14 protein-coding genes are annotated in these 13,330 nt (G+C 32.5%); 9 read left to right on the top strand and 5 right to left on the bottom strand.

The window, feature by feature from the left end:
- Window positions 1-18: 18 nt before the first annotated feature.
- A complete protein-coding gene (fni, locus tag JV528_RS03035) occupies window positions 19-1,068 on the top strand; it encodes a type 2 isopentenyl-diphosphate Delta-isomerase (RefSeq protein ID WP_196931771.1) in 1,050 nt (349 codons plus the stop codon).
- 47 nt (window positions 1,069-1,115) lie between these two features.
- Here the strand turns inward: fni and gltS are convergent, their stop codons facing one another.
- Together gltS and JV528_RS03025 are read right to left on the bottom strand one after the other, a co-directional pair.
- Window positions 1,116-2,324 carry a sodium/glutamate symporter gene (gltS, locus tag JV528_RS03030; RefSeq protein WP_204177268.1) on the bottom strand — a complete coding sequence of 403 codons (1,209 nt, stop codon included), beginning with the start codon at window positions 2,322-2,324 and terminating at the stop codon, window positions 1,116-1,118.
- A gap of 336 nt (window positions 2,325-2,660) precedes the next feature.
- Window positions 2,661-3,269: a DNA-3-methyladenine glycosylase gene (locus tag JV528_RS03025; RefSeq protein WP_000348297.1), complete on the bottom strand. Its 609-nt coding sequence runs from the start codon at window positions 3,267-3,269 to the stop codon at window positions 2,661-2,663.
- A 398-nt stretch (window positions 3,270-3,667) separates the two neighbouring features.
- On the opposite strand from JV528_RS03025, the gene JV528_RS03020 reads away from it, so the two are divergent.
- From JV528_RS03020 to JV528_RS02995, 6 genes are all read left to right on the top strand, one after another.
- Window positions 3,668-4,315: a DUF805 domain-containing protein gene (locus JV528_RS03020; RefSeq protein WP_000436825.1), complete on the top strand. Its 648-nt coding sequence runs from the start codon at window positions 3,668-3,670 to the stop codon at window positions 4,313-4,315.
- Window positions 4,316-4,545: 230 nt separating this feature from the next.
- Window positions 4,546-5,445 carry an ABC transporter ATP-binding protein gene (locus tag JV528_RS03015; RefSeq protein ID WP_000524825.1) on the top strand — a complete coding sequence of 300 codons (900 nt, stop codon included), beginning with the start codon at window positions 4,546-4,548 and terminating at the stop codon, window positions 5,443-5,445.
- On the top strand, window positions 5,438-6,670 hold the full coding sequence (locus JV528_RS03010; RefSeq protein ID WP_000548682.1) for an ABC transporter permease: 1,233 nt from the start codon (window positions 5,438-5,440) through the stop codon (window positions 6,668-6,670). The genes JV528_RS03015 and JV528_RS03010 overlap by 8 nt, the downstream gene beginning before the upstream one ends.
- Window positions 6,654-6,839, top strand: a complete 186-nt coding sequence (locus JV528_RS03005; RefSeq protein ID WP_072491263.1) for a hypothetical protein — start codon at window positions 6,654-6,656, stop codon at window positions 6,837-6,839. The genes JV528_RS03010 and JV528_RS03005 overlap by 17 nt, the downstream gene beginning before the upstream one ends.
- A gap of 48 nt (window positions 6,840-6,887) precedes the next feature.
- Window positions 6,888-7,214: a YnfA family protein gene (locus tag JV528_RS03000; protein ID WP_000966695.1), complete on the top strand. Its 327-nt coding sequence runs from the start codon at window positions 6,888-6,890 to the stop codon at window positions 7,212-7,214.
- A gap of 29 nt (window positions 7,215-7,243) precedes the next feature.
- Window positions 7,244-8,263, top strand: coding sequence for an aldose epimerase family protein (locus JV528_RS02995; protein ID WP_000634685.1), 1,020 nt, complete (start codon window positions 7,244-7,246; stop codon window positions 8,261-8,263).
- Between the two features lie 235 nt (window positions 8,264-8,498).
- On the opposite strand, the gene JV528_RS02990 is transcribed toward JV528_RS02995, so the two are convergent.
- Entirely contained in the window at window positions 8,499-9,152 is a 654-nt protein-coding gene (locus tag JV528_RS02990; protein ID WP_000623448.1) for an MOSC domain-containing protein, read from the bottom strand.
- A gap of 170 nt (window positions 9,153-9,322) precedes the next feature.
- On the opposite strand from JV528_RS02990, the gene JV528_RS02985 reads away from it, so the two are divergent.
- A complete protein-coding gene (locus tag JV528_RS02985; protein WP_000655867.1) occupies window positions 9,323-10,009 on the top strand; it encodes a ribose 5-phosphate isomerase A in 687 nt (228 codons plus the stop codon).
- Between the two features lie 65 nt (window positions 10,010-10,074).
- Here JV528_RS02985 and lyrA read toward each other — a convergent pair whose 3' ends face one another.
- On the bottom strand, window positions 10,075-11,331 hold the full coding sequence (lyrA, locus tag JV528_RS02980) for a lysostaphin resistance protein LyrA (RefSeq protein WP_000794448.1): 1,257 nt from the start codon (window positions 11,329-11,331) through the stop codon (window positions 10,075-10,077).
- Between the two features lie 289 nt (window positions 11,332-11,620).
- Between lyrA and hutG the strand changes: the two genes are divergently transcribed.
- Window positions 11,621-12,556, top strand: coding sequence for a formimidoylglutamase (hutG, locus tag JV528_RS02975; protein ID WP_204177267.1), 936 nt, complete (start codon window positions 11,621-11,623; stop codon window positions 12,554-12,556).
- A gap of 255 nt (window positions 12,557-12,811) precedes the next feature.
- Here hutG and fosB read toward each other — a convergent pair whose 3' ends face one another.
- Complete coding sequence (fosB, locus tag JV528_RS02970) at window positions 12,812-13,231, bottom strand: FosB/FosD family fosfomycin resistance bacillithiol transferase (protein ID WP_000920235.1); 420 nt, start codon at window positions 13,229-13,231, stop codon at window positions 12,812-12,814.
- Window positions 13,232-13,330 lie beyond the last annotated feature (99 nt).

Below are 13,330 nucleotides of genomic sequence, written 5' to 3'. Positions count from 1 at the left end.
GAAAAGGTAGGTTTAATCATGAGTGATTTTCAAAGAGAACAGAGAAAAAATGAACATGTTGAAATAGCAATGGCCCAATCTGACGCAATGCATTCAGATTTTGATAAGATGCGTTTTGTGCATCATTCTATCCCATCAATTAATGTAAATGATATCGATTTGACATCAAAGACACCTGACTTAACGATGGCATATCCGGTTTATATTAATGCAATGACGGGTGGTAGCGAGTGGACGAAAAACATCAATGAAAAGCTAGCTGTAGTTGCAAGAGAAACTGGCTTAGCGATGGCAGTTGGATCAACACATGCGGCATTGAGAAATCCACGCATGGCTGAGACGTTTACGATTGCGCGAAAAATGAATCCTGAAGGCATGATTTTTAGCAATGTTGGTGCGGACGTACCAGTAGAAAAGGCTTTGGAAGCAGTTGAATTACTTGAGGCACAAGCGTTACAAATCCATGTTAATTCTCCTCAAGAATTAGTTATGCCTGAAGGGAATCGTGAATTTGTGACTTGGTTAGATAATATAGCGTCGATTGTATCACGAGTGTCTGTTCCAGTCATTATAAAAGAAGTTGGATTTGGTATGAGCAAAGAATTAATGCATGACTTACAACAAATAGGCGTTAAGTATGTCGATGTTAGTGGCAAAGGTGGTACTAACTTTGTAGATATTGAAAATGAACGTCGTGCAAATAAAGATATGGATTACTTATCATCATGGGGACAGTCTACAGTTGAGTCATTACTTGAAACAACGGCTTATCAAAGCGAAATTTCAGTTTTCGCGAGTGGTGGTTTACGTACACCACTCGATGCAATTAAAAGTTTAGCACTTGGCGCAAAGGCAACTGGTATGTCACGTCCGTTTTTAAATCAAGTTGAAAATAATGGCATTGCACATACAGTAGCTTATGTAGAATCATTTATTGAACACATGAAATCAATAATGACGATGTTAGATGCTAAAAATATTGACGACTTAACACAAAAACAAATCGTATTTAGTCCGGAAATATTGTCATGGATAGAACAACGTAGCTTGAATATACATCGAGGATAAATAAAAGAGGAGGCGAAGGCCTCCTCTTTTATTTATGAGTTTGGTGTTTAACTAAACCATTGAATGAATCCCATAATGACTATAACACCAATTAAATCGATTAAGAATGCACCAACAATAGGTACAACTAAATATGCTTTAGGTGAGTTTCCATATTTTTTAGTAATAACATCTAAATTTGCCATGGCATTTGGCGTTGCACCAAGCCCATGCCCGATAAAACCACCTACCATTACTGCAGCATCATAATCTTTTCCTAAACCTCTAAATAAAATTAAAACAGCAAATAAAATCATAACGACAACTTGAACTAAAACGATAATAATAAGAGGTATAGCAAGTTTATAAATTTCGATTAATTGAATGCTCATTAGCGCAAGAGATAAGAAAATACCTAATGCGACATCGCCAATTTGATTAGTAATTTTTAAATCTACAATATTAAAATTAAAACTTTCAGAGATATTTCGGACAATAACAGCTACAAATAATGAGCCAACGTAAATTGGAACATTAATCCCTGTTTGAGCTGTAAACAAATGACTGAAATAACTTCCAACTGCCATACAGAATACAACGATTGTAAATTGAATGAAGAATACTTCAGTGGCATTAAATTTACTATGTAAATGTTCGTTATATGCTACTTGGCTATAATCTTTAAATGTATTGTCACTATGTTGAGGCTTTAAGTTATAACGTTTGATTAAAAATTTTACAACTGGTCCACCGATAAGCCCTCCAAATACAAGACCTAAAGTTGCAGCCGCAAGTGCTGCTGTCAATGCTGAGTCAATGCCTAAATCTTGGATTGTCTTACCATAAGCGGCAGCATTACCGTGACCACCTTCCATAGACATAGAACCAGCTGTTAATCCTAGTAACGGTTTAATATTTAATACTTTTGCTAGTGATACACCAACTATGTTTTGAATGACTGAAATGATAGCACAAAACATAAAGTATAATAGCAAGACTTTGCCACCTAATTTAAATAATTTCAATGATGCACCAAGACCGATTGTCGTAAAGAATGCTAACATGAAGAAATCTTGAATGAATGAAGCATCTAATTTAATCTTAACCATGCCAAATGAATCCAAAGCCGCAACTAAAATAGCAAAGATTAAGCCGCCAATCACTGGTGCTGGTATACAAATGCGTTTTAAAAAATTAACGTGATTAACGATAGCTTTACCAAGTAAGTAAAGTATACAGGCTAAACATAATGTTGTAATTGCATTAAGTTCTATCATTTTCAAATCCCCCTTGTTGAATATCCCTCTCCCTAAATAAGCTTTTATATGTAAGCGTTATAAAAGGGCACTTTTAACATTATACATGCAACAAATCAATATTTCTAGTTTTTGAAAATAATATCAATAATATTAATGCATCTAAATTTAATAATTATAAATAATTCTATTGTTATATTTTATAATTAAGAACAAGTTCAAAAAGAGGAGATGAATCAAAAAATATGATGGACACAAAGAAAAACAATCAACCCATCCGCATGTTGACGGCACGATTGATTGACTTATAAGGAGATAGATTTCATTTTCATGATAGTAATCAATCAAAGATGACATTTATTTCCAAGTATCTTCGGGAAACATACAATCTGATTTACGCATGCGAGACACAAATGGATTACCTTTCACTGTGTAACGTAAAGATTTATGTGTCCAATCACCTTTATTTGGAATACCGATTCGTGGACTAGCAATAATATCTTTAGGATATTTACGATTCTTAGTATCAATAGACAATCTACAGTCATTTAACGTAGCGCCATCGATAGCCCGTGGAATGTTAAATGCCTTAGTCCATTTTCCTGGGCCATTCGTTACCTCGTAGCCTTTCTTACCTCTGTTACGGAACATAGCGGATAAACCGTCTTCTGGTTCAATTGCGCGGATAAGTACGCCTTCAGGTATACCTTCAGATTTTGTTACAAAATTAATGAGTAAATGCGTATGCATGACATGTGCATAAATTGTACCACCACGTTTATATAATGACGTAACTTTAGGTGTTATTTTACCACCATAGCCATGAGCCGCACGATCATTCAAACCTAAGTATGCTTCCGTTTCCACGATGTAGCCTGTATACGTTTGAGTGGTATCCTGATAAATCACTTTGACACCTAATAAGTTTTTAGCTATTTGTCTTGTATCATTATTAACGAAATCCATAATATTCTCCTCGCAATTATATGATTAATTTAAATAAAAATGAAAAAGATATTTTTATTGTGGCAAATGTTTGATAAAATAGTATTGTTAAGAATTATAAAAATGTAAAGTATATACTTTGTTATGGAATATTTTATTTGCAGAGATTGAGACTCTTTTAAATGTGAACATTGCAGTGTGACATATTTTTAGTATAGTTAACGAAGCGTTGACTTTCAAATGAGTCTCCATATAGATGCGTACTTTTAGCGGGTTTTCATTTAACTAGTGATGAAATATAAAGTTCATTTTCCAAAGTGAATGACGATTGAAATGAAGTGGCTTGATAATGAATCTTGTAAATTATAACGGTAATAATAATTAAAAATATAAATATGATTAACGAAAGGGAGATTACAATGGAACAATTACCTCAAGTAGGTTTTATGAAATCATTCGTATTATTTTGGAAAAATTATGTAAATTTTAAGGGGAGATCAAGACGTAGTGAATATTGGTATATGATGTTGTGGCATTTAATATTTATACTTCCTGCGTTCTTCGTGTTCTTTATGGGAGCAGTATTTGTGGGTATAGGTGATGAAATAGATGCTAAAGTATTATCTATGTTTGGTGTGATGATATTAATACTTACAATTATATATATGCTTCTTTATTCTTTAGCAACCTTTATTCCCAATTTGGCATTAAGCGTCCGAAGATTCCACGATATATCAAGAACAATGGTATTGCCTATTATAATGTGTGCATTTAGTATTGTATTCTCTATAGTGGTGCAGTTTATCGAATCATATTATGATAATGATTTTATGTTTATGCCAATTGGAATTGTTATTTTGTTAGTACTTCTATATCTTATTTATTTTGGACTTACAGTTACAATGATAGTATTCCTATGCTTTGACAGTAAGCCGGCAAATAAATATGGCGAAAGCCCAAAATACCCATCTTCAATTAAAAATCAACCAGTGACATCTGAAACACCGGAAAAAGCGGGTACATCTGAAACACCGAAAACACCGGAAGAAACAGATAATCAATTGTAAGGATATAAATATCTCGGCACAATGATGCTGGGATATTTTTTTACGAATAAGGCAATAAAGGCATGGAAAATGAGTAGTTAAAGCTAATGATACTTAACATGCAAAGAAGATACTATTTAAATATTTCAATTTCAGAAATTTTAAAAATAAATTCACTTTAAAAATATTGCATTTATAGAGAATAGAAATGTTATATTAAGATAAATACATATTGTTTTAGGAGGCAAAGTATGGGACTTGTAATTGAACATGTTACGAAACGTTTTGGCAAGATGACGGCAGTAAATGATATTTCATTAGAGTTAGAATCAGGCAAAATGTTAGGTTTTCTAGGAAGAAATGGTGCAGGTAAAACAACGACATTTCGTATGATTTTAGGCTTAAGTGAACCAACTGAAGGACACATTACGTATAACGGTAAAAAACTAGATAAAACAATGTACAATCGTATTGGTTATTTGCCGGAAGAGCGCGGTTTACATGGGAAACTGACAGTTGAAGAAGAATTGAAATATTTGGCAACTTTAAAGGGAATGTCAAAAACAGAAATACAACAGCAAATATCGTATTGGCTTGAGCGTTTTGATATTACTGAAAACCGTAAAAAACGAATTGATAGTCTATCAAAAGGGAATCAACAAAAAATTCAGCTGTTAGCAAGTATGTTACATAAACCAGAATTACTAATATTAGATGAGCCTTTCAGTGGTCTAGACCCAGTTAATGTTGAGTTATTAAAAGAAGCAGTTAAAGACTTAAATGATTGGGGCAGTACAATCGTTTATAGTTCTCACCGTATGGAGCATGTTGAAGAATTATGTGATGATGTTTGTATTTTAGATAAAGGTCAACTTGTTGTTTCTGGTGATATCAATCATGTACGTGCATCTAATGGTAACAAGAAAGTTGTCATTGAGTCAGAAACAACACTACCAGATTTAACACACATTAGAGGCATCATTCATAGTGAAAACATGAAGCAAGGTATTCAGTTGACGATTGAGAATGAAGACGTAGCCAAAGATATTTATCAAGTTGTAGCACATCAAGGTTATGTTAAACGATTCCAAGTTGTAGAACCATCATTACAAGATATATTCATTGAGAAGGTTGGTGGCAAGGATGCATAAGTTTTGGGCGACATTTAGTTTGACATATATCAAAAAAATTAAAGCTAAATCATTTGTAATTTTTATGATTATTATTGCTGCCTTAATGATTGGCCTATCTAACATTGATAAGATTATTAACATGTTTGATGATGGTCCAGATAAAATTGGTGTAGCAGCACCGAATGAACAAATCTATAAGGTTTTCAAGCAACAGGCGAATACATTTCATAGTGATGCTAAGTTTACTAAAGTTTCTATAGAAGATGCTGAAAAAGAAGTAAAAAAACATAAACTTGATAAAGCTTATATTATCAAGGTGAATCAAAATCGCACGTTACAAGGGACAATCATTAGTGAGAAGCGAGTAAGTCATGAAGATTCACAAAAAGTACAAGCACTGCTTACAGCTATTCAAACAAATATGGTAGCCGGGGAATTAAATATCAACAAAGAAGACTTACAAAAATTACAAGCACAAAGTAAAGTTGATAATAAGGTGATTTCTAATGATGAAGTCGATAAAGTATCAGAAGGACAAAAGATTTTCAACTATGCTTTAGCTTATGGCATTATCTTTCTAATGTTCTTTATTGTTTTAAATTATGCATCTCAAATAGCTATGGAAATTGCTAGTGAGAAAACATCGCGTGTCATTGAAATGATTATTACAAGTATTTCACCAATCCAACATATTTTTGCTAAAATTTTAGGCGTTATAGCAGTTGCCGTGACTCAGATTATTTTAATTGTATTGATGGCAGTTATATGCATTTTTGCCTTTGACTTAAAAGACTTGCTACAAGGTTTTAACGTGGAAATGAATCAATTGTCTTGGCAAATTATTATTGTCGGAATTATAAGTAGTATTGTTGGAATTATGGCGTATGTATTACTTGCAGCCATTCTCGGATCATTAACATCTAGAATAGAAGATTTAAATCAATCTTTGATGCCACTGACATTACTTGGTATGATTGCATTTTATATCGCGATATTCACGATAAATAATCCTGATGGGCAACTTGCTTTAATCACAAGTTATATTCCGTTTTTAGCGCCATTTCAATTAGTTGTACGCGCTCAAACTTCAGGGCTTCAAATACATGAGGTCATCTTAAGTTCATTAATCTCAATTGTAATGGTAGCTGTCTTGATATGGATTGCAATTAAAACATATAAAGATTCAGTACTTACATTTGAACGTGGCTTATTTAATTCAATGAAACGTGTATTTAAAAAATAAAATTGATGAGAGTGACACACATTTATCATATAAAATGATGATGAAAGCGTGTTACTCTTATTTTTTTATATTTAGCTATAGAATAATGTCTAAAAAAGTGTACAATATGAATGTGAAAACGAACTTTTTAAAATGGGAATGTGAAGTAAGAAGAAATGTAAACGAATGATATGTAGCCGATAGATTATTGGTAGCAAATGTGTGATGGAGTGATTTCATGTTATATCCGATTTTTATATTTATATTAGCTGGCTTATGTGAAATAGGTGGGGGATACCTGATTTGGCTGTGGCTTAGGGAAGGACAGTCTTCACTTGTTGGGCTAATAGGCGGTGCGATACTCATGTTATATGGTGTCATTGCGACATTTCAATCATTTCCATCATTCGGAAGAGTATATGCAGCATATGGTGGCGTATTTATCATCATGAGTTTGATTTTTGCGATGGTCGTAGATAAACAAATGCCAGATAAATATGATGTTATCGGTGCAATCATTTGTATTGTAGGTGTTTTAGTAATGTTGCTACCCAGCAGAGCTTGAACACTTGTGGTTAGAAGGGAGAAGTAAAAATGATAGTTGAAGTTGAGCACCAAAGACAAGGTGTAGATTTAATCAAAATTGATAATGATGAAACTAAAATTATTTTTACGAATTATGGAGCAAGAGTAGTGTCTTGGAAATATCATGATAATAATATTGTTCTTGGAAATGTTGTTGAAGCGGATGAATTTTATCATAGTAATCCTTTTAAATTTGGTGCTTCTATAGGAAGATATAGCGGTAGAATTGATAATGCTAAATTTAAGTTGAAAGGTAAAGAATATCAGTTAGAAAAAAACAACGGCGAACATCATTTACATGGTGGATGTCATGGTTTGGACAATAAGTTATTTGATTATGAAATTAGAAATGAAATTGCTCAAATTAAAGTGATATTTAAGACGGTGTTGAAATCAGCTGATGATCATTTCCCGGGTGATATCGATGTGACGATTACACATATTTATGATGCGGATCACCAATGGTCGATTGAATACGAAGCAGTTGCATCAGAAGACACATTGTTTAGTCCTACGAATCATGTGTACTTCAATTTGAATCGAGATAATAATGTCGTTGATAATCATCGCATTTCAAGTAATCAATTAGATATGTATGTATTAGATGAGCGAAATATTGTTACAGGTGATATTCTAGATTTACATGAAGTGTTTGAAGATAACAAGATAAAATTGAGTGATATTTTTACATCACAACATGCGCAATTAAGCCAACAAATGACACGTTTTGGTGGTCTTGATCACCCATTTACAGTTGGTGAACATAAAATGTATGTTGAAAATCATGAATTTATGTTAGAGGTCGATACAGATATGCCTCATGTTGTATTCTTTACTTTTAATCAGCCTGATGAGTGGGATAGTCCATTTAATATTTATAAACCACATTCTGGCTTTACATTAGAAACACAATTTTTACCAAATGATATTAATTTATATGGTGAAAAAGCACCGTCAATTTTAAAAGCTGGTGAAGTGTTCAATTCGAAAACAAGTTTCCGTATCGAAGAAAAAGTAGAAAATGATTAAAAGTATCGGCATTTATATAATATTTATGTTATTTGGCGGAATTTTGAATAGGTTATCAAGAATCGTATCAAATGAAGTGACATCATTAATATACAGTTTGAAATAAAGAAAATATATAACATTAAAAAGGAATCAATAGCATCAGTAGTTATAGATAAGACTATTATACAAACGATGTGTAAGTTGATTCCTTTTTGTTTTGAAAAGTTCATTTAACACTTATAATGAAAGGTAATTATTTCAATGTTCTGTTATACATTTTTTGAAGTTTATCGCGTCTTGTTGGTGACAGAAATGGATTGTTTAGTGCATATCGTAACATATCTTGATTTTGTCTATCATTATAATAAAGGTCATTAAGCTGTTGTACAGATAAACGATGTTCGATTGGTGCTTCTTGTATTAAGTAAAGCTGATCATTTGGAGATACATAGCCTTGTTTTAATACCCGGAAATAGAAACCTGTTTTACCAGATGTAGACATGCGCTTCACTAAACCAGGAATATTATATTTTGCTTGAATTTTCCAGCACGGTTCTCTAATTTCAGAAACCTCAATTAACGCTTCACCTAAACGATATTGATTACCAAAGTAAACATCAGATTCGTCTAAATAATCAAATGTTAAATTCTCTCCAAACATCGCATGAGTAGGTAGTGAAGGTAAATCATCTTGATACAGTGCATAATTATGTTTACTAAACCCACAAACTGCTTTATGTGGTCCACCATGATCTTTATAAGCCTGTTCATCACCAGTGAAACCAGTTGAAGATAACCATGTTGTTTGTGAAATCTTAGTTTTATCTAAAGCAGAGCGCATCGGTCTTTTCGAGCTATAAGGCAAATCTTGGATTTTTCCTGTCGAAATTGCGTGAATTGATATCATATCATTCTCCTTAACGTTAAGTTAAAGTATATTGTACTATAAAACATTTTTAGAATTGTAAATTCTGATTGATATGTTTAAAAAAATGTTAGAAATAAGGGTATGTTAATTTATATGAGTCATGTAAAATATGAATTGAATAGATTACATAAATATGGGAGGCTACCTTCATGAAAGATGTCAAAGCACTTAAGTTAATGACATTAAATGATGTTTTAAGTCAAATCAATGGTGACATGACGCTGGGAATTGGTACAGGAAGTACAATGGAATTACTTTTACCTCAAATGGCGCAACTAATTAAAGAACGTGGTTACAATATTACAGGTGTATGCACTTCTAATAAAATTGCATTTTTAGCAAAAGAACTAGGTATTAAAATATGTGAAATCAATGATGTTGATCATATCGACTTAGCAATTGATGGTGCTGATGAAGTAGACCCATCTTTAAATATAATTAAAGGTGGCGGTGGTGCGCTGTTCAGAGAGAAAGTTATAGATGAAATGGCATCGCGTTTTGTTGTGGTTGTCGATGAAACGAAAATGGTTCAATACTTAGGTGAGACGTTTAAGTTACCAGTAGAGGTGGATAAATTTAACTGGTATCACATATTACGTAAAATTGAATCATACGCTGATATAAAAGTAGAACGCCGTGTAAACGAAGATGTCGCATTTATAACTGATAATGGCAATTATATTTTAGATTGTAAGTTACCAAAAGGAATTGACCCATATAAGTTCCATGAGTATTTAATTCATCTGACAGGTGTGTTTGAGACAGGATACTTCTTAGATATGGCAGATCAAGTTATTGTAGGCACTCAAGAAGGTGTTAAAATTTTAGAAAAATAATATATAGCATAGAAAAGCGCTTACTAGCATCATCTTCTTAAGAGGTACTAGCAAGCGCTTTGTTATTATTTGTTTTTATCTGAAGATTGTTCTTCAGTTTTTTCGATATGTTTTTCTGCATCGATTACAACTGATGAACGTCTGTCTTCTTTATAAGTCGCAGGTTCTTTTAATGATTGTATTTCATCTTCATTTGAATCGTTTGTTAAATCGTCACTTTGTGGTGCATGTTTAACTGATTCTGCTGATTCTACTGACTCCGAAGTGATGTCATGATGTTCATCATGATTAGATTCAGTTTGATTATCTATGTGATGTTGAGGTTCTGTTTTTTCAGTACCTTCATGAATGCTTGGTTCGTCAGCCGCAGTTTTTTCAGTATCATTTTTAGCAATACCGACCGTTGATGCAGTAGCTACACCTGTTTTTTCAGCATCTTTAATATTTGAAGAAGATTTTTCAGCCTCAGTATGATTAGTTTCTTCATCGTCATTGACATGGTCTAAATAATTATTAGGCTCAAGTTCTTCAAGGTTTCGTCTTGTTGTTAAATATACAATACCTCGGATAATTAAGCTTAAACCAATGTATCCTACTGCAACGATTGCTGTTGAAATGGCGATGACTTTGATTGAAAATAGATCGCCGATTTCTTCGCTAAACAAGAAAATAAGTCCAAATGTCATTGAAGCATGGAATGTCGTTGCAATATAAATTGTACGTCCTTTAGTCGCTCTAATTAATTCACCAAGAATCATAGAGAATGAGAATGTATAAAGGAAGTTATAAGCAGCAAATTCTGTACCATAAGTTGTATTTGCTGAGAAAACTGAATACATCAAACCAACAACAATACTTGCAAAGAACGTGTTCATTTTCGTTTCAACAATATTTTGTAAGTATGAACGGAATCCGAATTCTACTACGAACGCCATTAGAATATGTCCAATCAGAATGTGTGTAATAGGTACTGATAAGCCTGTTGATTGTAATAAAATAAAGCTATCTGCAAATGTATTAAAGCTGTACATACCAATAATTAGAATAATTAAAGGTAAAATTAAAGCTAGCAATAGACGTTCAATTACTTTCAGGCTGATTGAGAATTTTAAACCTGCAAGTTGGACCTTTTTATATTTGAAAACGAGTATACAAATGATTGCAGCAATTAATGGTGCTAGATCTGTAACTTCAAATATAAAGTGTTTGACACCAATTATAGACTGGAAATCTCTGAGCATAATGGATAACGCCATTGTAATGACAAAGAAGACAAAAATCGTCATTGCCCATTGAAAACCAGAAATTTTATTGTTTTTCATTATATGTAACCTCCATTAGGTAACAAGCAAAATATCTTTTAGTAACAATTATACATATTACAAGCCGAGAGATAAATTGTCTATGTCAATATTAATGAAAATGTAATAGTCTTGACGTATTTTATTAACATAAATCAGCTAAGTATTCGTTATTACATAGAAAATAGGGGTAAAAGAAATGTAGATAAGTATTTTTAAGATATGGATTTAACTATGAATTGAATTCAAAATTTCCTATACGTTATACTTTAATTGTTAATAAGCCACATAAATAAGAGGGGGAAATGCTGTGTACAAGCAAGGTGAACCAAATTTATGGACTGGAAGGTTAGATAGTGAAACAGACCCGAAAAAATTTAGACATTTTCAAACAGTAACATTTGAAGATTTGTCTAAGCTGGAAAAGAGTAGTAGGCCATCAGGGGTCGGTATATTAGGCTATGCTGTTGACGAAGGTGTTGCTTTAAACAAGGGGCGCATTGGTGCAAAAGAAGGACCAGATGCGATTAAACAAGCATTTGCAGGTTTGCCGGATTTGAATCAATTTGAAACTTTAGTCGATTACGGAAATGTTTATCATGATCATGAGGAATTAATTGATACTCAAAAAGAATTTGCTATGCTTGCAGCGAAGTCAATTGCTAATCATAGACAAACATTTTTATTAGGTGGTGGACATGATATTGCGTATGCTCAATATTTAGCAACACGTAAAGTCTATCCAACACAATCTATTGGTGTGATAAATATTGATGCGCATTTTGATACACGTGCTGAACAACAATCTACATCCGGAACGAGCTTTAGACAAATTTTAGAAGAAGATGAAAACACAGATTATTTAGTGCTTGGTATTGCTCAAGGTGGTAATACGCAAAGTTTATTTGATTATGCTAAAGAGAAAAAGATTGATTATGTCTTTGCAGATGAATTATTGAGTCACGTATCACCAACAATTAAAGATATGATTGAGCGTTTTGTATATGAACATGATGTCATTATGTTTACGATTTGTATGGATGTCATTGATAGTGCGTTTGCGCCTGGGGTAAGTGCGCCGGCAGTGTTAGGTTTGTATCCACATACTGTTCTTGAATTGGCAAAACGTATTATTCCAAGTGATAAGGTGTCTTCAGTTAGTATTGCTGAGATGAATCCAACATATGACGCTGACAATAGAACTGCAAAGCTCGTTGCTAATTTAGTGCATCATTTTTTAAAATAATTAAAAATATTTATATGTGACGAAATTTGCATTGCAGGGCAGAATGTGAGTATTTCGTAATAGAAGTTATATTAACGTTGATATATTTGAAAAATAATTGCAGTAAGAAGACTCTTAAGTTGTAGTCATCTTACTGTTTATTTATGTTATTTGAAATAGCAAAAATAACAACTGTATTGTATGAAAAGTTCTCTTATTATATAATGATTAATTAAAATTTTAACGGAATTCAAGAGGCCTTTTTATAATGACGCCTTATTTGTAAAATGTCATATGTGGTTTAGCCTCTTTATAATAATTTAATCTGTTCTCAAGTGTGCCAGTATGTAATTCTAGCTTATGACCATCAGGGTCAGTAAAGTAAATTGATTGTCTATCTCTAATATCTCTAACTCTTCCTTCTAAGATATTCACGTTATTATCTTTTAACCTCTGATGCCAATATTTAAATTCGCTGTCATCTATAGTGAAAGCTATATGTGTATATGAAAAGTGGATTTCATTACGTGGTATATCTTTTTCTTCATTTAAAGCAATCCATAGGCCTGCAAGCTTAAAATAAGCAGTTTTTTTACCAGTCAATAGCAATTTCCCAAATAAAATATCTCTATAAAAATGTATTGAATCGTTTAAATTTCTGACTGAAAAGCATATATGATTAATAGATTTTAACATCTGGTTCACTTCTTTCTTAGAATTTTTATAATAAATTATTTGTGTATCGATTTTTGAAATGACGTCATTAATTTTTATACGATGATCTGAGCAACTGCA

The organism is Staphylococcus sp. GDB20D11A (genome assembly GCF_016893255.1).
In the GTDB taxonomy this organism is placed as follows: Bacteria; Bacillota; Bacilli; order Staphylococcales; family Staphylococcaceae; genus Staphylococcus; species Staphylococcus aureus.
This window is presented reverse-complemented; position numbering and strand designations above follow the sequence as displayed.

Bases quoted from the DNA above. Each gene is read 5' to 3' on its own strand.
- JV528_RS03025 (WP_000348297.1), bottom strand. From the start codon at position 3,269: ATGGATTTCGTTAATAATGATACAAGACAAATAGCTAAAAACTTATTA.
- fni (WP_196931771.1), top strand. From the start codon at position 19: ATGAGTGATTTTCAAAGAGAACAGAGAAAAAATGAACATGTTGAAATA.
- JV528_RS02985 (WP_000655867.1), top strand. From the start codon at position 9,323: ATGAAAGATGTCAAAGCACTTAAGTTAATGACATTAAATGATGTTTTA.
- fosB (WP_000920235.1), bottom strand. From the start codon at position 13,231: ATGTTAAAATCTATTAATCATATATGCTTTTCAGTCAGAAATTTAAAC.
- JV528_RS02995 (WP_000634685.1), top strand. From the start codon at position 7,244: ATGATAGTTGAAGTTGAGCACCAAAGACAAGGTGTAGATTTAATCAAA.
- JV528_RS02990 (WP_000623448.1), bottom strand. From the start codon at position 9,152: ATGATATCAATTCACGCAATTTCGACAGGAAAAATCCAAGATTTGCCT.
- JV528_RS03020 (WP_000436825.1), top strand. From the start codon at position 3,668: ATGGAACAATTACCTCAAGTAGGTTTTATGAAATCATTCGTATTATTT.
- JV528_RS03000 (WP_000966695.1), top strand. From the start codon at position 6,888: ATGTTATATCCGATTTTTATATTTATATTAGCTGGCTTATGTGAAATA.
- JV528_RS03010 (WP_000548682.1), top strand. From the start codon at position 5,438: ATGCATAAGTTTTGGGCGACATTTAGTTTGACATATATCAAAAAAATT.
- JV528_RS03015 (WP_000524825.1), top strand. From the start codon at position 4,546: ATGGGACTTGTAATTGAACATGTTACGAAACGTTTTGGCAAGATGACG.
- gltS (WP_204177268.1), bottom strand. From the start codon at position 2,324: ATGATAGAACTTAATGCAATTACAACATTATGTTTAGCCTGTATACTT.
- lyrA (WP_000794448.1), bottom strand. From the start codon at position 11,331: ATGAAAAACAATAAAATTTCTGGTTTTCAATGGGCAATGACGATTTTT.